The organism is Citrobacter sp. Cpo045 (assembly GCF_030332875.1).
In the GTDB taxonomy this organism is placed as follows: Bacteria; Pseudomonadota; Gammaproteobacteria; order Enterobacterales; family Enterobacteriaceae; genus Citrobacter; species Citrobacter portucalensis.
On sequence record NZ_JAOWGZ010000086.1, the window covers coordinates 175,686 to 194,806 of the forward strand.

The 19,121-nt window shown below is 53.1% G+C and carries 19 protein-coding genes; 4 read left to right on the plus strand and 15 right to left on the minus strand.

Annotated elements, in window-relative coordinates; all coding sequences use genetic code 11:
• Nucleotides 1–41: 41 nt before the first annotated feature.
• From OGY13_RS07410 to OGY13_RS07450, 9 genes are all read right to left on the minus strand, one after another.
• A complete protein-coding gene (locus OGY13_RS07410) occupies nucleotides 42–434 on the minus strand; it encodes a DoxX family protein (RefSeq protein WP_003024847.1) in 393 nt (130 codons plus the stop codon).
• 173 nt (nucleotides 435–607) lie between these two features.
• Nucleotides 608–907, minus strand: coding sequence for a YqjK-like family protein (locus OGY13_RS07415; protein ID WP_003828569.1), 300 nt, complete (start codon nucleotides 905–907; stop codon nucleotides 608–610).
• Nucleotides 907–1,302: a phage holin family protein gene (locus tag OGY13_RS07420; protein WP_003828567.1), complete on the minus strand. Its 396-nt coding sequence runs from the start codon at nucleotides 1,300–1,302 to the stop codon at nucleotides 907–909. The genes OGY13_RS07415 and OGY13_RS07420 overlap by 1 nt, the downstream gene beginning before the upstream one ends.
• 2 nt (nucleotides 1,303–1,304) lie before the next feature.
• Entirely contained in the window at nucleotides 1,305–1,610 is a 306-nt protein-coding gene (locus OGY13_RS07425) for an ElaB/YgaM/YqjD family protein (RefSeq protein WP_003024832.1), read from the minus strand.
• A gap of 33 nt (nucleotides 1,611–1,643) precedes the next feature.
• Nucleotides 1,644–2,012: a DUF1090 domain-containing protein gene (locus OGY13_RS07430; protein ID WP_103284684.1), complete on the minus strand. Its 369-nt coding sequence runs from the start codon at nucleotides 2,010–2,012 to the stop codon at nucleotides 1,644–1,646.
• A 148-nt stretch (nucleotides 2,013–2,160) separates the two neighbouring features.
• Nucleotides 2,161–2,529 (minus strand): EnvZ/OmpR regulon moderator MzrA, encoded by a 369-nt coding sequence (gene mzrA, locus OGY13_RS07435; RefSeq protein ID WP_162623447.1) that lies wholly within the window; start codon nucleotides 2,527–2,529, stop codon nucleotides 2,161–2,163.
• An 18-nt stretch (nucleotides 2,530–2,547) separates the two neighbouring features.
• Nucleotides 2,548–3,210: a DedA family general envelope maintenance protein YqjA gene (gene yqjA, locus OGY13_RS07440; protein WP_003828561.1), complete on the minus strand. Its 663-nt coding sequence runs from the start codon at nucleotides 3,208–3,210 to the stop codon at nucleotides 2,548–2,550.
• Nucleotides 3,211–3,558: 348 nt separating this feature from the next.
• A complete protein-coding gene (exuR, locus tag OGY13_RS07445; RefSeq protein WP_003828559.1) occupies nucleotides 3,559–4,335 on the minus strand; it encodes a transcriptional regulator ExuR in 777 nt (258 codons plus the stop codon).
• A 134-nt stretch (nucleotides 4,336–4,469) separates the two neighbouring features.
• Nucleotides 4,470–5,771: an MFS transporter gene (locus OGY13_RS07450; RefSeq protein ID WP_048215487.1), complete on the minus strand. Its 1,302-nt coding sequence runs from the start codon at nucleotides 5,769–5,771 to the stop codon at nucleotides 4,470–4,472.
• Between the two features lie 471 nt (nucleotides 5,772–6,242).
• Between OGY13_RS07450 and uxaC the strand changes: the two genes are divergently transcribed.
• The 3 genes from uxaC to OGY13_RS07465 all read left to right on the plus strand — a co-directional run bounded on the left by uxaC (nucleotide 6,243) and on the right by OGY13_RS07465 (nucleotide 9,851).
• Nucleotides 6,243–7,655, plus strand: coding sequence for a glucuronate isomerase (gene uxaC / locus OGY13_RS07455; RefSeq protein WP_003024811.1), 1,413 nt, complete (start codon nucleotides 6,243–6,245; stop codon nucleotides 7,653–7,655).
• Nucleotides 7,656–7,670: 15 nt separating this feature from the next.
• A complete protein-coding gene (locus tag OGY13_RS07460; RefSeq protein WP_032945078.1) occupies nucleotides 7,671–9,158 on the plus strand; it encodes a UxaA family hydrolase in 1,488 nt (495 codons plus the stop codon).
• A 138-nt stretch (nucleotides 9,159–9,296) separates the two neighbouring features.
• A complete protein-coding gene (locus OGY13_RS07465; protein WP_060683770.1) occupies nucleotides 9,297–9,851 on the plus strand; it encodes a YgjV family protein in 555 nt (184 codons plus the stop codon).
• A 16-nt stretch (nucleotides 9,852–9,867) separates the two neighbouring features.
• Here OGY13_RS07465 and sstT read toward each other — a convergent pair whose 3' ends face one another.
• From sstT to OGY13_RS07485, 4 genes are all read right to left on the minus strand, one after another.
• The gene (sstT, locus tag OGY13_RS07470) at nucleotides 9,868–11,112 is read right to left on the minus strand and encodes a serine/threonine transporter SstT (RefSeq protein ID WP_032945076.1); all 1,245 of its coding nucleotides are present in this window, start codon (nucleotides 11,110–11,112) and stop codon (nucleotides 9,868–9,870) included.
• Nucleotides 11,113–11,354: 242 nt separating this feature from the next.
• Complete coding sequence (locus OGY13_RS07475; RefSeq protein WP_003828551.1) at nucleotides 11,355–12,323, minus strand: TerC family protein; 969 nt, start codon at nucleotides 12,321–12,323, stop codon at nucleotides 11,355–11,357.
• Nucleotides 12,324–12,594: 271 nt separating this feature from the next.
• Nucleotides 12,595–13,593, minus strand: a complete 999-nt coding sequence (locus tag OGY13_RS07480) for a Gfo/Idh/MocA family protein (RefSeq protein WP_103014960.1) — start codon at nucleotides 13,591–13,593, stop codon at nucleotides 12,595–12,597.
• Nucleotides 13,594–13,665: 72 nt separating this feature from the next.
• Nucleotides 13,666–14,166: a M48 metallopeptidase family protein gene (locus OGY13_RS07485; protein ID WP_008785867.1), complete on the minus strand. Its 501-nt coding sequence runs from the start codon at nucleotides 14,164–14,166 to the stop codon at nucleotides 13,666–13,668.
• 82 nt (nucleotides 14,167–14,248) lie between these two features.
• Here OGY13_RS07485 and rlmG point away from each other — a divergent pair, with 82 nt between their 5' ends.
• Nucleotides 14,249–15,385: a 23S rRNA (guanine(1835)-N(2))-methyltransferase RlmG gene (gene rlmG, locus OGY13_RS07490; RefSeq protein ID WP_008785866.1), complete on the plus strand. Its 1,137-nt coding sequence runs from the start codon at nucleotides 14,249–14,251 to the stop codon at nucleotides 15,383–15,385.
• A gap of 53 nt (nucleotides 15,386–15,438) precedes the next feature.
• Here the strand turns inward: rlmG and OGY13_RS07495 are convergent, their stop codons facing one another.
• Complete coding sequence (locus OGY13_RS07495; RefSeq protein ID WP_103284688.1) at nucleotides 15,439–17,457, minus strand: NADPH-dependent 2,4-dienoyl-CoA reductase; 2,019 nt, start codon at nucleotides 17,455–17,457, stop codon at nucleotides 15,439–15,441.
• A 202-nt stretch (nucleotides 17,458–17,659) separates the two neighbouring features.
• Entirely contained in the window at nucleotides 17,660–19,039 is a 1,380-nt protein-coding gene (ygjG, locus tag OGY13_RS07500; protein WP_167371260.1) for a putrescine aminotransferase, read from the minus strand.
• Between the last annotated feature and the right edge of the window lie 82 nt (nucleotides 19,040–19,121).

The following is a 19,121-nucleotide window of genomic DNA, read 5'->3' on the forward strand; positions in this document are numbered from 1 at the left end:
GAGATATCTCCTCGCTTTTTGATGTGTTCAGTATAGTTTGATTACCACTTTTTATTCAGCACGCGGTCAATACTAAATGCGCCTGGACCGGTGATAGCCAGCAGCAGGAAACCGCCTGCGATGGTCAGGTTTTTCATGAACATCAGAGAGTTCACACCTTCCGCAAAGTTGCTGTGGAAGAGGAACGCCGTCAGCAATGTGAAGCCTGCGGTGAACAGCGCGGTTGTACGAGTCAGGAAACCGAACAGAATTGCCAGACCGCCGCCAAACTCAAGCAGAATCACCAGCGGCAGCATAAATCCTGGGACGCCCATGGCTTCCATGTACTGTTGGGTACCCGCATATCCGGTGATTTTTCCCCAACCTGCGGTAATAAACAGGATTGGCATCAGAATGCGCGCTACCAGTACACCAACATCTTCTAATTTCTTCATCATACTCTCCAGGAAACCACTCAGGCGGCTTATTGTGTTTTTTTGTGCATCGACGCTGCAGAGCGCGTCGTTGCTGTCGATGGAGAGAATCATAAACGTGCTTAATGAGAATTGTTAGCAAGGAAAACTGTCAGTATTTTTCAAAAATTTTGAGGTTGGGGGCAAGGAAAGGATTAGCCGCGCAGTTGCTGCTGTCTGATGGTCGATTTCACCAGACGCCAGATACTCCAGACGCTAAAGCCGCGCTTAGCCCAGCGTACCAGCAGATTCGGGTTGCGGATGGTGCGAACCGCCATAATACTGCTCCCGACCAACACCCAGCCACGCAGGTTCAGTAGCGTCTTCCAGCCACGATCGTAGACCTCGGTGGCTTCCAGCCAGTCGCGGCGAGTCGCAGACAGATCCAGCCGTTGCTGCTGGATCTGTCCAAGCAGTTGCGCCTTACGCTTTTGACGTTCGACTTTGCTGCTCATTATGCATCATCCTCCAGGGCTTGCCTGTCATTAGCGAGTTCCTGGCGTGTATGGCGTAGCAGCGTTGTTTTACGTGCTTTACGCAGCGTCCATATCCCGCCAATCAGCGCTAACAGCAACAGCACAACGGTGGTGGCAATCATGGCGTTCAGGCGGTATTGAGGGTCAATGGCCCAGATGATAAGCACCATCAGGCTCATCAGGCCAAACGCCGCGAACAGCATAGTCAGCCCAAGCATCAGCAGGATCTGGATGAGATTGGCTTTTTCCTCTTCCAGCTCAACGACGGCCAGCCGCAGCCGTGTTTCTACGATCTCAACGAGAATCGTCAGGATCCGCTGTCCAATACCCAGTACGCCTTTGCCTGGACCTTGTGCGTGTTGAGAATCAGCCATTGTTAACGGCGCGACAGCAGTACACCAAGCACCACACCGACTGCAGCGCCAATGCCGACGCCTGTCCATGGGTTTTCGCGCACGTAGTTATCGGCTTTAGCCGCGGCCTCACGGGTCTGTTTGGCAATTACATCGCTGGTTTCACTCAGACGATGGCGGCTCTCGCGCAGCGCATGTTCGGCTTTGCTGCGAATTTTACTCATCTCTTCCTTCGACTTATCGCCAGAGGAGCTAAGTACTTCTTCAAGCGTATCCGCAAGAGATTTCAGCTCAGCGCGCAGGTTTTCCGTAGCATTATCTTTCGACATAGTTTTCTCCAGTTGAGTGGCTAGTTACCGTACTTAGTAATCGCGGGTCTCGAGTTCTTTTAGCTCTTGCTGAGCTTCAGCAAGCTTGTGTTCGCGCTTTGCGATTTTTTCCGCATCGCCTTTTTGCTTAGCTTCGGCTAAGTCACGTTGACGCTCGGCAATCTCATTTTTCTGTTCGGCGATTTTTTTCTGATGGTTAGCGCGCAGTTTGCTGTCAGTACAGTTTGCTCTGACTTCGCTCAGCGCTTTGTTCAGCCCATTGATACGGCTCTGATTGTTGTGTTTTTCGGCATAGCTAATCTCCCGCTGAATGTCTTGTTCTTTTTCCTGACAGAGGGTGGTGGCGTAGCTGCCGGCACTGAGAGCGAAAAGGCTAATTGCCAAAGCGATGCGGTATTTCATTCTTGAACCTTCCATTGTGATTCGACCTCGTCGTTTAGGGTCGATGCTCCAGAATAATAAAGCGTTGGGTCATAAACCCAGTTTATTAATCATAGGCGCTAAACGGTGAAATCACCAAAGTGAGTGATCTAATTCAGATTCCTGGAAATTAACCAAAACGGTGTGGGGTCTCACGTAAGCGGGATAACCACTGAACCGCCTGATTATTATCATCCTGCTGAGCGATAACGAAACCGTGCGGTAACGTTCGATCCAGTACGACCTTCGCCGCTGCGCTCTGTGCACTGGAATCAAAGGTAATCAGCAGGGCGTCATTTTGCGGAGTGATGCTTTTAAAACGAATGCCGTTGGCATCCAGGTGATGCCAGATAGAGAAGCCATCAGGCATGCTGGCTCCCTGGTTAACGGCACGAATGGCAAGCGTTGACTCCTGCTGGCGAATGACCGACCAGGTCAGGAGCAACGCGCCGATGAACAACATAAAAGTGGTGGACCAGGCAAGTCGTCGGAGCGTTATGCATGATTTCAGCATAATTTACCCTCGGTTCCCGTATTTCTTTTTCCAAAGAACAACCAGTGAACCTGCCAGACCAAACACCAGTAACACCACAGGAAGCAGCATCAGGCAAGACATCAGCTGATCTTCATATTTGAGAAACACCGGTGTTTTGCCAAGCAGATAGCCCAGCGATGTGAGAATAAGGACCCAAAGCAGTCCGCTCATCCAGTTGAAGAACTGAAAGCGCGCATTGTTCAGGCCGGACAATCCTGCGATGGTCGGCAGTAATGTTCTGACAAACGCGATAAAGCGGCCGACCAGCAGCGCAGACAAGCCATGCTTATGGAACAGATGATGCGCACGCTGATGATAATGTGCAGGAAGATGAGATAACCAGTTTTGCACGGTGCGGGTATTACCCAACCATCGACCTTGTATATAGCTGAGCCAGCAACCAAGGCTGGCTGCGGTGGTGAGCAGCAGTACCGTTTGCGGAAAACCCATTGCGCCTTTGGCAATAAGTACGCCGACCAGTACCAGCAAGCTGTCGCCAGGTAAAAAGGCTGCTGGCAGCAGTCCGTTTTCCAGAAACAAAATAGTAAAGAGTACAAAATAGAGCATGCCAATCATGGAAGGATTGGCCAGCGTTTCAAAATCCTGAGCCCATAAAGCATTTAGTAATTGAGTCAGTAGTTCCATTCAATATTCCTGGAGAATCGGTTGTCGTCATGCCGGTTTTCTGGGTTTTGTAACACCACGATTTTATTAATATTTTTTACATGACTCGCGGTTTGATACAAATTCACGGCCTGAACTATTCCCTGTAAAGTTGTGAAGTTAGCAAGCTCTTAAACACAAAAATTCAAACAGCATCTAATTGTAACAAAGGTCAACGTAGTCCGTTATAGAAATTACGGTTGTTGAACTGTGATTTTGCTTATCGCAATGGAGGGAGGCGAGAGGATTTACACAGGCTGACATTTTATACCTAATGCTTACCAAGTGTCAGAAACAGGCGCGTGGTCGCGCCTGCATTGATAAGATTGTTTATTTTGCGCTGTTAGCCGCTGTATCGAGATGAACGACCGGATTTTCGGTAAATAGATAACGGTCCGCATTGAACTCAAAATCATCGCTGGTTTCGTTAAACAGCATCTGCTTCGTGTTCTCAAGATGCTGCCACATCGCCAGTTTGGCGGCGTGAGGATCTTTGCGAATCAGCGCCCGAAGGATCTGGTCATGGTCATCACACCAGTTATCAACCGTGCGCAGGTCGATGTGGTCGTGCAGTTTCTTCCAGTAGGGGTTATGAATGCGCTGAGTCCACATTTTTTCAACAATCGCGGCCAGAGCCGAGTTCTGCGTTGCCAGGGCGACCTGCACATGGAACTGGAGATCCCACTCGGAGTCACGAAAGCTTTTTTCGTTTCGTGATTTCTCCTGAATCTCCATCAGCTTCATGATGTCCTGTTTGGTCACCTGGGTGGCAGCAAACTCGGCAATGTTACTCTCAATGAGCTGACGCGCCTGGAGCAGCTCGAAAGGACCGTAGCTGGCAAATTCCAGGTTTTCATCTGGCGCAACATAATGTCTGGGTTGGTTGGAAATGACGTGGATCCCCGATCCTTTGCGCACCTCAACGTAACCCTCTACCTCGAGCATGATAATTGCTTCACGAACCACGGTACGGCTGACATTTTTTTCATCGGCGATAAAGCGCTCGGCAGGGAGTTTGTCACCCACCAGATAGACGCCTTGCTCAATGCGTTCTTTCAGATCAGCTGCAAGTTGTTGGTACAAACGTCGTGGTTCGGTGATTTCCATATGCGCTCCAGGCATGATACGGCAGACTATATTTGTTATACCACTTTTGCGATTACTGCTCCACTCGCGGCGATAAAAAAGCCGCCAGATGACTGGCGGCTTCGCATTATATACCCTTGATGAAAAACAGCGGGTTAATTTTGCGGAGCGGGATCGCCAGTCTGTGATCCCGAGTCGACCTCGCTGGCCGATTTGTTTTGCAAGACCGTCCAGATAACGAGTGCGCCGAGCAGGTCGAATACCGCCAGTACGGCGAACAGCGGGCTAAAGCCGATAGTGTCAGCCAGTGCGCCAACAACCAGTGCAAACAGCGTACTTGCAAGCCAGGCGGACATACCGGTCAGGCCGTTTGCCGTTGCCACTTCATTACGACCAAATACGTCAGAAGAAAGCGTAATCAGCGCACCGGACAGCGCCTGGTGAGCAAAGCCGCCAACGCACAGCAGGGCGATAGCAATGTACGGGCTGGTGAACAGACCAATCATCCCTGGGCCAATCATCAGCAATGCGCCCATGGTGACGACCATTTTACGTGAAACGATCAGGTTAACGCCGAACCAGCGCTGGAACAGCGGCGGTAAGTAGCCCCCAACGATACAGCCCAGGTCAGCAAACAGCATCGGCATCCAGGCAAACATCGCAATCTCTTTCAGGTTAAAGCCGTAGACTTTAAACATGAACAGCGGGATCCAGGCGTTGAAGGTACCCCAGGCCGGCTCTGCCAGGAAACGCGGCAGTGCGATGCCCCAGAACTGGCGGTTACGCAGGATCTGACCGAGCGACATTTTTTTCGAGGTGTTGTTTTTATGCTGTGATTCCTGACCATTCAGAATGTAATCACGTTCTTCATCAGACAGCTTTTTCTGGTCGCGCGGGTGTTTGTAGAACACAAGCCAGCACATCGCCCAGATGAAGCTCAGCGCACCGGAAATAATGAATGCCATCTGCCAGCTGTGCATGACGATTGCCCAGACGACCAGCGGCGGAGCAATCATCGCACCGATAGAAGAGCCGACGTTAAAGTACCCAACGGCAATTGAACGTTCTTTTGCCGGGAACCACTCAGAACTGGCTTTCAAACCCGCAGGGATCATTGCGGCTTCAGCGGCACCTACCGCTCCACGCGCCAGCGCCAGTCCACCCCAACTGCCAGCCAGTGCGGTCGCGCCACAGAAGACGGCCCACAGAACGGCGAACATCGCGTAACCAACTTTTGTGCCGAGCACATCGAGCACGTAGCCGGCAACGGGTTGCATTACGGTGTAAGCAGCAGAATACGCTGCGATGATATAGGAATACTGTTGAGTGGAGATGTGTAACTCTTCCATCAGAGTTGGCGCAGCTGCCGCCACAGTGTTACGTGTCAGGTAACCCAGCACGGTGCCAAGCGTCACCAGTGCAATCATGTACCAACGTAACCCTTTAATTTTACGCATGTAAAACCTCATCGTTTTGTTATGTCCGCGAACGAGCGGTCATCTTCCAGTTCAGGGCGGAGGATGTTCTTTTACGAGGGGGGACCGAAAAAAAGCCGGTACTCCCCGAACTTTGCCATGTCAATAATTGTGCTAATTCGGTTTCCGTACCGGTCAATCCGATGGTTATACATCGGTAATTTGCATTCCGTCGGCTTATGTATCGCGACGGCCAAAAGATAACTTGTCATACAGCTTTAAAAGGTGAGTGCCATCACAAAAGTGTGAATCTTCGTGTGGTCATTATTTCGATTCAGCAAAGCCAGCGCTGGCGCGGCTTGACGCGTGATTTACCTCTTTGAGAGTAATTTTTTTGTCACCATTTGTTGATCTAACTCACGAAAATATCTTCAGTGTATGGAAATTGGTGTGATAACTTTGTCAACATCAAAACATAAGCAATCTGACGCACTCGTTGAGAGGAAGACGATAATGACCCCGTTTATGACTGAAGATTTCCTGCTGGACACCGAATTTGCCCGCCGTCTGTACCATGATTACGCCAAAGACCAGCCGATCTTCGATTACCACTGCCATTTACCACCGCAACAAATCGCTGAAAACTACCGTTTTAATAACCTGTATGACATCTGGCTGAAGGGTGATCACTACAAATGGCGTGCGATGCGTACCAATGGCGTCGCTGAGCGCTTGTGTACCGGCGATGCGTCCGATCGCGAGAAGTTTGACGCATGGGCCGCCACGGTTCCGCACACTATCGGTAACCCGCTGTACCACTGGACCCACCTCGAATTACGCCGCCCGTTTGGTATTACAGGTAAGCTGCTTTCTCCTGCGACTGCTGATGAAATCTGGAACCAGTGCAACGAGCTGCTGGCGCAGGATAAATTCTCCGCGCGCGGCATCATGCAGCAGATGAATGTGAAAATGGTCGGCACTACCGATGACCCGATCGACTCTCTGGAGCATCATGCGGCCGTTGCTAAAGACGGAAGCTTCGATGTGAAAGTGCTGCCGAGCTGGCGTCCGGATAAAGCCTTTAACATTGAGCTGGCGACCTTTAATGACTACATGGCGAAGCTCGGTGAAGTGTCTGACACGGATATCCGCCGCTTCAGCGATCTGCAAGCTGCACTGACCAAACGTCTGGATCACTTCGCGGCTCACGGCTGTAAAGTTTCTGACCACGCGCTGGACGTGGTGCTGTTTGCCGAATCTAACGAATCTGAACTGGATAGCATTCTGGCGCGTCGCCTGGCGGGTGAAACCCTGAGTGAGCATGAAGTTGCCCAGTTTAAAACTGCCGTGCTGGTGTTCCTTGGTGCGGAATATGCTCGTCGCGAATGGGTACAGCAGTACCACATCGGCGCGCTGCGTAATAACAACCTGCGCCAGTTCAAACTGTTGGGCGCGGATGTTGGCTTCGACTCCATCAATGACCGTCCGATGGCTGAAGAACTGTCCAAACTGCTGAGCAAGCAGAACGAACAGAACCTGCTGCCGAAAACCATTCTCTACTGCCTGAACCCGCGTGATAACGAAGTGCTGGGCACCATGATCGGCAACTTCCAGGGCGAAGGTATGCCGGGCAAGATGCAGTTCGGTTCCGGTTGGTGGTTCAACGATCAGAAAGACGGGATGGAACGTCAGATGACGCAACTGGCCCAGCTCGGCCTGCTGAGCCGTTTCGTCGGCATGCTGACCGATAGCCGTAGCTTCCTGTCATACACGCGCCATGAATACTTCCGTCGCATTCTGTGCCAGATGATTGGCCGTTGGGTTGCTGCAGGTGAAGCACCGGCAGATATCCAGTTGCTGGGTGAAATGGTCAGAAATATTTGCTTTAACAATGCGCGTGATTACTTCGCCATTGAACTGAACTAAGGCCCGGGTGAAGGTATGCAATACATCAAGATCCATGCGCTGGATAACGTCGCGGTAGCGCTCGCTGATTTGGCTGAAGGAACCGAAGTCACCGTTGATGGGCAGGCGGTAACCCTGCGTCAGGCGGTCTCTCGTGGCCACAAATTCGCTTTACGTGATATTGCGAAAGGCGAAAACGTCATTAAATACGGTTTGCCGATTGGTCATACGCTGGTGGACGTTGCGGCGGGTGAGCATATTCATGCTCACAACACGCGCACTAATCTGAGCGACCTGGACACGTATAGCTACCACCCTGATTTTCAGGCGGAAGTTGCACAACCGGCGGATCGCGATGTGCAGATCTACCGTCGTGCCAACGGCGATGTTGGCGTGCGCAACGAACTGTGGATCCTACCGACGGTAGGCTGTGTTAACGCCATGGCGCGCCAGATGCAGAACCGTTTTCTGAAAGAGACTAACGACGCCGAAGGAATCGACGGCGTGCATCTCTTCAGCCACACCTACGGCTGTTCACAGCTCGGCGACGACCACATTAACACCCGCACTATGCTGCAAAACATGGTGCGTCACCCGAATGCGGGTGCGGTGCTGGTGGTTGGCCTTGGTTGTGAAAACAACCAGGTTGATGCCTTCCGCGAAACCTTAGGCGAGTACGATCCTGAGCGCGTTCACTTCATGGTCTGCCAACATCAGGAAGACGAAGTGGAAGCGGGGATTGAACATCTTCACCAGTTGTACAACGTGATGCGTAACGATAAGCGTGAGCCGGGTAAGCTGGGCGAGCTGAAGTTTGGTCTGGAATGCGGCGGCTCTGACGGCCTGTCTGGTATTACCGCCAACCCGATGCTGGGTCGTTTTTCTGACTACGTGATTGCCAACGGCGGCACCACCGTACTGACCGAAGTACCGGAAATGTTCGGCGCCGAGCAACTGCTGATGGACCACTGCCGCGATGAAGAAACCTTTGGCAAGCTGGTCACCATGGTCAATGACTTCAAGCAGTACTTCATTGCTCACGACCAGCCGATCTACGAGAACCCATCGCCGGGCAACAAAGCGGGCGGTATCACCACGCTGGAAGATAAATCTCTCGGCTGCACGCAAAAAGCAGGCTCCAGCCAGGTGGTGGACGTACTGCGCTACGGCGAACGTCTGAAGACGCATGGTCTGAACCTGCTGAGCGCACCGGGTAACGATGCGGTGGCGACCAGTGCCCTGGCGGGCGCGGGCTGTCATATGGTGCTGTTCAGTACCGGTCGCGGTACGCCGTACGGTGGTTTTGTGCCGACGGTGAAAATTGCTACCAACAGCGAGCTGGCGGCGAAGAAAAAGCACTGGATCGACTTTGACGCTGGACAGTTGATCCACGGCAAAGCGATGCCGCAGTTACTGGAAGAATTTGTCGATACCATCGTCGAGTTCGCTAACGGCAAGCAAACCTGCAACGAGCGGAATGATTTTAGAGAGTTAGCGATATTTAAAAGCGGCGTAACGTTGTAGTAAATACCTGATGGTACCTGCATGCCGGTCTGCGCAAACCGTAGGCCTGATAAGCGCAGCGCCATCAGGCACAAACCGTTGCCGGATGGCGGCGAACTCGCCTAATCCGGCCTACGAGATAGAATTGGGGTTGCTTGCATGACCGCGTATTGGCTGGCCCAGGGCGTAGGTGTCATCGCCTTTCTGATCGGTATTACCACCTTTTTCAATCGCGATGAGCGCCGGTTCCGGCTGCAACTCGCCGTCTATAGCGCCACCATCGGCGTGCATTTTTTCCTGATGGGGGCCTGGCCTGCGGGAATGAGCGCAGAACTCAACACCATCCGCACACTTGTCTCAATGCATACCCGCAAACTGTGGGTAATGACCGTTTTTATTGTCCTCACCCTGGTTCTCGGGCTGGCGAAATTACAGCATGCGATGGAACTGTTGCCGATAATTGGCACGCTGGCCAGCACCTGGGCGCTGTTTCGCTGCAAAGGGTTAACCGTGCGCTGCGTCATGTGGTGCGCAACCGCCTGTTGGGTTACCCATAATTTCTGGCTGGGGTCGATTGGTGGGACGATGATCGAAGGGAGTTTTCTGGTAATGAACGGTCTGAACATTATTCGTTTCCGGCGAATGCAAAAACGCGGAATTGATCCGTTCAAAATTGAAAAAAGCGTACAAGAAGAGAACCCCTCCGCCCGATGACGGAGGGGCGTAGGGATTAGCCGCGCAGGGCGTTATTTGCCAGACGCTCGTCTTCTGCCTGGCAGGCTGCAGCGGTAAACAGGACGTCTGTAGAAGAGTTCAGCGCCGTTTCACAGGAATCCTGCAATACGCCGATGATAAAGCCAACGGCAACAACCTGCATGGCGATGTCATTCGGGATACCGAACATGTTGCACGCCAGCGGGATCAGCAGCAGAGAACCGCCCGCCACGCCCGATGCACCACAGGCACACAGCGAAGCCACCACGCTCAGTAACAGCGCAGTCGGTAAATCAACCGGAACACCCAGCGTATTCACCGCCGCCAGCGTCAGTACGGTAATGGTGATCGCCGCGCCAGCCATATTGATGGTGGCGCCCAGCGGAATAGACACCGAATAGGTATCACGATCCAGATTCAGTTTCTCACACAGTGCCATGTTCACCGGAATATTTGCCGCCGAACTGCGGGTAAAGAAGGCATACACGCCGCTTTCACGCAGACAGGCCAGCACCAGAGGGTACGGGTTACGGCGAATTTTCCAGAAGACCAGCAGTGGGTTAACCACAAATGCCACCAGCAGCATACAGCCTACCAGTACGGTCAGCAGTTGGGCGTAGCCCCAAAGCGTTGCGAAACCGGTGGTTGCCAGCGTAGAGGAGACCAGACCAAAGATACCGATTGGCGCGAAACGAATCACCAGTTTCACCATAAAGGTGACGGCGTTGGACATATCATTGACCAGATTTTTGGTCGTTTCATTACCGTGGCGCAGTGCAAAGCCCAGACCAACGGCCCATACCAGAATACCGATATAGTTAGCGTTAAGCAGGGCATCAACTGGGTTAGAAACCATGCTCATCAGCAGGCTGCGCATCACTTCAACAATCCCGGACGGCGGTACGATATCCCCCGCGCTGCTGGAAAGATGCAGTGTTGATGGGAAAGCAAAGCTGAAGACAACGGCGGTTAATGCCGCTGAAAATGTTCCGAGCAGGTAGAGGAACAGAATGGGGCGGATATTGGTTTTTTGCCCGTGCTGGTGGTTGGCGATAGAAGCCATCACCAGCATCAGAACCAGAATTGGCGCGACGGCTTTTAATGCGCCGACGAACAGCGTACCCAGCAAACCAACGGCTTCAGCCGCAGGTTTTGACACCAGTGCCAGTAAAATCCCCAGTACCAAACCGATCAAAATTTGTTTAACCAGGCTCCCTTGCGCCAAACGCGAGAGTAGCCCCGATGAACGTTGCGTAGTCATGTAGTGATCCTTTCATTGTGTTGTTGCCTTACCTTTGTGCGTTCTGTTGACGCATCTTTCAGGATCGGGCAAATGTTTGCATGGCTGAGTATAAGGAAAGAACAGGGTTCTGGAAGCGAAATATCCTGGATTCCGCGTTGAGATCATATTTTATAACTTTGACTTAACATTATTTTGACATGATAAACAAAAAGCCCGACGCACGCAGTGTGCTGTCGGGCTTTTCAGCTAGCAGATGAAACTTACTGTATTTGCTGCTTTTTATCGTGTTGGTGGTTGACCCAAGCGTTCACAATCAGCGTCACAAACAGAATGCCAAATACCACGCCTAACGAGATAGCGATCGGGATATGGTAGAAATCGACGATCAGCATCTTAATACCGATAAACACCAGAATGACCGACAAGCCGTACTTCAGCATGGAGAAACGCTCCGCCACGCCCGCCAGCAGGAAGTACATCGCACGCAGACCCAAAATAGCAAACAGGTTCGAGGTCAGCACGATGAACGGGTCGGTGGTCACGGCAAAGATAGCCGGAATACTGTCGACGGCAAAAATCACATCGCTCAGCTCAACCAGAATCAACACCAGCATCAGCGGCGTAACAAACAGCAGGCCGTTTTTACGCACGAAGAATTTTTCATCTTCGATGGTATCGGTCATGCGCAAATGACCGCGCAGCCAGCGTACTAACGGTCTGTCGCCAATACCGGAGGCATCTTCTTTCGCCAGCGCCATCTTCACGCCGGTAAACAACAGGAACGCGCCGAACACGTACAACAGCCACTCAAACTGGGTGATAAGCCAGCTGCCCGCGAAGATCATGATCGTACGCAGCACAATCGCACCCAGCACGCCATACACCAGTACCCGACGCTGCAACGCAGGCGGTACGGAGAAGTAGCTGAACAGCATCAACCAGACAAAGACGTTATCTACCGCCAGCGATTTTTCGATCAAATAGCCGGTCAGGAACGCCAGCGCCTGTGGGTCGGCAACGGCGCGCCCCTGGGTTTCCGCCAGGTACCACCAGAAGGCGGCGTTAAACAGTAACGACAGCGTTACCCAGACGATAGACCAGGCTGCAGCCTGCTTCATTGACATCGTATGCGCGCCACGACGACCCTGCAACAGCAGGTCGATGGCCAGCATAATTACCACTACGACAGCGAAGCCACCCCATAACAACGGTGTGCCGACAGTATTCATTGTATTTCCCCATGCATAAAAAAAACGGCCAACGCCGAATGACGTTAGCCGCTGCTTTTTATGCATAGACCTTGCCATTCGGCAAGGTCTCACTTACAACAACAAAGGAATACGGTGGCGTATTCCTTTGTTATCGCCCGGTGACCGGATGTGGTTTTTCACACATCGTAATGACGATCAACCGACAACGAAGTTACTCCCCTTTGCGGGTTACAAAATATTACAGGCCATGCTTTCAGTCAATGGCCTGCAACATTCGTTTTACACACCTTTACGCAGTCAGCGATGTTTCCGCTTCGTCTGCCGGGAAAACCACGCCGGTCTGGCGGCGAATCTCCGTTTGCAGTTTGGCGGTAATACGGCTGACGGCCAGTGCCGGGTGATCCACTTCGCCGGATTCAACCAAATGGGCAAAAGCCTCTGCCTCATACAGCATAGTATTGATGTGCTGAGGCGTCGTCAGATCCTGCGTTTTCCCCCCACGTGGCACGAAGCACACCTTTTGGCATTCGGAGATATGCTCGATGACCAGCGATCCCGACTCGCCCTGAATTTCACTGGCTAATACCGAGTCGCTTACTTTTGAGTGCTGGAGCGTAACGCTGAAATCACCGTAATTCAGCACTACCACGCCGTGGGCATCCACGCCACTTTCCAGCAGGCTGGCGCTGGCCTGAACGCTCTGCGGTTCGCCCCACAGCGCAACCGCCGAGGCCAGGCAGTAAAAACCGATATCCATAATCGAGCCATTGGAGAACGCCGGATTAAACGTGTTCGGATTTTCACCGTCCAGATAGCGCTGGTAACGCGAGGAGTACTGGCAGTAATTGATAAACGCTTTCCTGATTTTTCCTACTCTGGGTAGTGATTGCTGTAACAGCAGGAAATTAGGCAGGTAGGCGGTTTTAAACGCTTCAAACAGCACGACCTGATTCTCACGCGCGCAGGCGATAGCGGCTTCGGCTTGCGCCAGATTGGAGGCCAGCGGCTTTTCGCAAATAACATGCTTTTTGTGCCGCAAAAACAGCTCGGTCTGCGGGAAATGCAAAGAGTTTGGACTGGCTATGTAGACGGCGTCGATCGCCTCGCTTTGCGCCATCGCTTCCAGCGAGGTAAACAGATGTTCGACAGGGTAATCGTTGGCGAAGGTCTGCGCCTGCTCAAGGCTACGAGAATAGACTGCGGTTAACTTATATTTGCCGGTTTCATGGGCGGCATCGACAAACTGGCGGGTGATCCAGTTTGTGCCAATTACTGCGAAACGTATCATAAAGGCCTTCAGGCTGCGAAAAGGGATTCTTTCGTCAATTTAGCATGCCCTGAAGACAAAGCCAGTGCGCGACTACGCAGTTTGCTTTAACGATTGTTGCGTTAACCACAGGCGGGTATCGAACTCCAGTTGATGATACTGAGGCTCCATATGACAGCACAGCTGGTAAAACGCTTTGTCGTGCTCTTTTTCTTTCAGATGCGCCAGTTCATGAACGACGATCATGCGTAAAAAGGGTTCCGGGGCGCTGCGAAACACGGTGGCGACGCGGATCTCCGCTTTGGCTTTGAGCTTACCGCCCTGCACGCGAGAAACGGCGGTATGCAGCCCCAACGCATTCTTCAGAACGTGGATCTTGCTGTCATACATGACTTTATTCAGCGGCGGGGCGTTACGCAGAAACTGATTTTTCAGATCCTGAGTATATTGCCAGAGCGCTTTGTCGGTCGCGAAGTCATGCGTACCCGGATAGCGCTTCTCCAGCACTGCGCCCAGGCGTTGCTCAGCAATCAGCGTTCTCACTTGAGAAAGCAAATGTTCCGGGTAGCCCTGGAGGTAAGTTAGTTGGTTCATTCATGTCCACGCAAATCATAAAAGTGTATACTCACGCACCCTTTTCAGGGATACGCCGAAATTTTACCATTCAGGAGGGCCGATGAGCCACATAGACAACGGTTTCCGTTCGCTGTCACTTAAACGTTTCCCGGAAACGGATGACGTTAACCCGCTGCTGGCGTGGGAAGCTGCAGATGAATATCTGCTGCAACAGCTGGACGATACCGAGATTAGCGGCCCGGTGCTGATCCTGAATGATACCTTCGGCGCGCTGGGCTGTGCGCTGGCGGAACATACGCCGTACAGCATCGGCGATTCCTATCTCAGCGAGCTTGCCACGCGCGAGAACCTGCGTCACAACGATATTGCCGAGTCGAGCGTCAAGTTCCTCGACAGTACCGCTGACTATCCGCAGGCGCCGGGCGTGGTGCTGATTAAGCTGCCAAAAACCATGGCGCTGCTGGAGCAGCAACTGCGTGCGCTGCGCGAAGTGGTAACACCAGAAACGCGCATCATCGCCGGGGCAAAAGCGCGTGATGTACATACCTCGACGCTGGAACTGTTTGAAAAAGTGTTGGGCCCAACCACCACGACGCTGGCGTGGAAAAAAGCCCGATTGATCAACTGTACGTTCAGCAAACCGGAGCTGGCCGCTGCCTCGCAAACGTTAAGCTGGAAGCTGGAAGGCACCGACTGGACTATCCATAACCACGCCAATGTCTTCTCCCGTACCGGGCTGGATATCGGCGCGCGCTTTTTTATCGAGCATCTGCCGGAAAACCTCGAAGGGGAGATTGTTGATCTCGGCTGCGGCAACGGCGTCATCGGTATGACGCTGCTGGCGAAAAACCCAGAAGCCAGTGTGGTATTTGTTGATGAATCGCCAATGGCGGTGGCTTCAAGCCGCCTGAACGTGGAAAGTAACATGCCTGAAGCGCTGGATCGCTGTGAGTTTATGATTAACAACGCGCTGTCTGGCGTTGAACCGTTCCGCTTTAACGCTGTGCTGTGCAACCCACCGTTCCACCAGAAGCACGCGCTGACGGATAACATTGCCTGGGAAATGTTCCACCACGCCCGCCGCTGCCTGAAAATCAACGGTGAGCTGTACATCGTGGCTAACCGTCACCTCGACTACTTCCACAAGCTGAAGAAGATTTTCGGCAACTGCGTGACCATCGCCACCAATAATAAATTCGTGGTGCTGAAAGCGGTCAAAACCGGTCGCCGTCGGTAATAGCGAGTGCCGGATGCGGCTAACGCCTTATCCGGCCTACGAAATACATCCTGTTAAATTTCCAGTGCCAGCCTGGTGCCTTGCGCAATAGCGCGTCGGGCATCCAGTTCCATCGCCACATCGCAGCCGCCGATCAGATGCACCGTTTTACCTGCCGCGTGCAGCGGATCGACCAGTTCACGGCGCGGCTCTTGTCCGGCGCAAATCACCACGTTATCCACGTTAAAGATCACCGGTTCACCGTTCAACACAACGTGTAACCCATCATCATCAATCTTCTGATAGCTGACTGCCGGGATCATTTTCACGCCGCGTGAGAGCAGGGTGGCGCGATGGATCCAGCCCGTCGTTTTACCTAAACCTTGCCCCGGTTTGCTGGCTTTTCGCTGTAACATCACTATCTGGCGAGGGCTGCGGGATAGGTGCGGACCTTCCGGGCGTAAGCCGCCAGGCTGTTGCAGGCTGGTGTCGATCCCCCATTCCACGCAGAACTCCGCTATGTTCTGGCTGGTGGGTTCACCCGGCTGACTCAGATACATTGCGGTATCGAAACCGATCCCGCCGCAGCCCACGATCGCCACGCGTTTACCCACCGGCGTTTTATCGCGCAGCACGTCGAGATAGCTCAGCACTTTAGGATGATCGATCCCCTCGATCGGCGGCATGCGTGGCTCGATCCCACTGGCAAGGATCACTTCGTCGAAGGTGTGCAGATCGTGTGCGCTGACAAAGTGATTCAGCTTCAGCGTCACGCCAGTCACGTCAATCATCCGACGGTAGTAGCGCAGGGTTTCATAGAATTCTTCTTTGCCGGGGATCTGTTTGGCGATATTAAACTGCCCGCCAATCTCGCCATGTGCGTCAAACAGCGTCACGTGATGCCCGCGCGCTGCGGCATTAATGGCGAAGGCGAGGCCCGCAGGACCCGCACCGACAACCGCCAGATTTTTCGGCACAGCTGCCGCAACGATCGGCATTTTGGTCTCATGGCAGGCGCGCGGATTGACCAGGCAAGAGGTGACTTTGCCGACGAAGATCTGATCCAGACAGGCCTGGTTACAGCCGATACAGGTGTTGATCTCATCCGCTCGTCCGGTTTGCGCTTTTGACAGCAGTTCGGCATCGGCGAGGAACGGACGGGCCATCGACACCATATCGGCATCGCCACGGGCCAGAATGTCATCGGCGACCTGGGGATCGTTAATGCGGTTGGTGGTGACCAGTGGGATTGTCACATGCCCTTTCAGCTTACGCGTCACCCAACTAAACGCACCGCGCGGTACCGGGGTAGCGATAGTGGGAATACGTGCCTCATGCCAGCCAATACCGGTGTTAATAATGGTGGCCCCCGCGGCTTCTATAGCCTGCGCCAGCTGAACGGTTTCGTCGAAGGTTCCGCCGTTTTCCACCAGATCGAGCATCGACAGGCGGAAGATAATAATAAAGTCATTCCCGGCACGCTGACGTACCGCTCGTACCACCTCAACGGCAAACCGCATGCGGTTGGCATACTCACCGCCCCATTGGTCATCGCGCTGGTTGGTACGCAGTGTCAGGAATTCGTTGATGAGATACCCTTCCGACCCCATCACTTCCACGCCATCGTAGCCCGCTTCCCGCGCCAGCTGTGCGCAGTGGGCAAAATCTTCAATCAACTGCAGCACTTCATCGTGCGTTAATTCATGTGGCGTAAAGCGGTTAATGGGGGCCTGAATAGCAGAAGGCGCCACCAGATGCGGCTGGTAGCTGTAACGTCCGGTATGCAGGATTTGCAGGGCGATTTTGCCGCCTTCATCATGCACAGCATCGGTAATGACGCGATGGTGAGCAAGCTGGCTGGTGTCGTTCAGCATCGCACCGCCTTCCATCCCCACGCCGGAAAGCGCAGGCGCAATACCTCCGCTCACAATTAACGCTACGCCGTGACGGGCGCGCTCGGCGTAGAACGCGGCCAGCCGTTCTGCACCATCGGGATACTCTTCCAGCCCGGTATGCATTGAACCCATCAGCACGCGGTTTTTAAGCGTGGTGAAGCCTAAATCGAGCGGAGCGAACAGCGACGGATAGCTCATAAAGGTGTCCAGTATGTAAAATTATTGTTATGTGGTCGGATGAGTTAATAATTTAGCCGTCGCCGCGTAAAAGGGAAAAGGGGAATGCCGTGATTGTGATGGGATTCAAAAAAGGAGTGGAGCCAGAGGACGAATATGCCGGATATCGGCTACGCCTTATCCGGCCTACAAAAGAGTGTCTTCTATAGGCCGGGTAAGGTTGTTACATTTGCTCCACGCTCACCCGTAATGCTGCCAGGGCTTTGCGCGTCGATCGCAATACCAGATCGCATTGCTCGATCGTTAACGTCAACGGTGGTTCGATGCGGATCGTCTTTGCATTATTAAGCGTGCCGGCAACCAGCACCCGCTGGCGGAACATCTCACTGGCAAAGTTGTAGCCGATTTCATTATCGACAAACTCAATCGCCATCAGCATTCCCTTACCGCGTACATCATGCACCAGGTCCGGATATTCCCGCGCAAGCTGGCGGAAACCATCCAGCAACATATCGCCTTTCTGCTCCGCCTGAGCCGGTAAATTTTGCTCCAGCAGGACGTTAATGGTGGCCAGCGCAGCTGCACAAGCGAGCGGGTTGCCGCCAAACGTGGTGGTATGCAGGAAAGGATTGTCGAACAGGACGGAGAACACCTCTTCGGTGGCAATGGTCGCGCCAATTGGCATCACACCGCCGCCCAACGCTTTGGCCAGGCACATAATGTCGGGTTGCACGTTTTCGTGTTCGCAGGCGAACATCTTGCCGGTACGCCCCATGCCGGTTTGCACTTCGTCAAGGATCATCAGCGCGCCAAACTCATCGCAAAGTTTACGAACGGCGGTCAAATAACCTTGCGGCGGCAGGATCACCCCTCCTTCACCCTGGATCGGCTCGAGGATCACAGCTGCGACATCGTCACCGGTCTTTTTACACTCGCTGAGCATGGTGCGCATTGCGTTAATATCGCCAAACGGCACATGACGGAAGCCCGGCAGCAGCGGCATAAAAGGTTTACGGAAGGTGGATTTAGCCGTAGCGGACAGCGCGCCCAGTGATTTACCGTGGAATGCGCCGCTGGTGGCAATAAACGTAAATTTACCGCGCGGCGATTGATATGCTTTCGCCAGCTTCAGGGCGGCTTCAACCGACTCGGTCCCGCTGTTACAGAAAAAACTGTATTTCAGTTTACCGGGCGCCAGTGCGGCGAGGGTTTTTGCCAGCATGGCCCGCAGAGGGTCAAGTAACTCCTGGCTGTGCAGAGGTTGTTTCGCGAGTTGATTCTGTACGGCGGAAACCACGACTGGATTACGGTGCCCCACGTTGAAAATTCCAAAACCACCCAGGCAATCGACGAACTCCTGCCCCTGGGTGTCGACAAGCGTATTCAGGCTTCCCGCTTGCCACTCTACGGCTCCGTAATCCCCGCCTGCAGTTACAGATTTTCGATACTCTAAGAACCCCGGATTGACATGCTCCTTGAAGTACTCAATCACCTCTCGGTTTAACGATTTCATTTCCTCATGATCAAGCGTGCGCTTTTCGATGAGATTCAGTGCGTGTGCGCTGCAGGCCAGGGCCGATGCGCTGGAAGGTAACCTGTTCAAAATATGCTCCCGGAGCTCGCGTATCACATGATACTGATTTAAGTATTGCAGGGATTGCGCCATTCCGGCGCGCTTAGCAAAA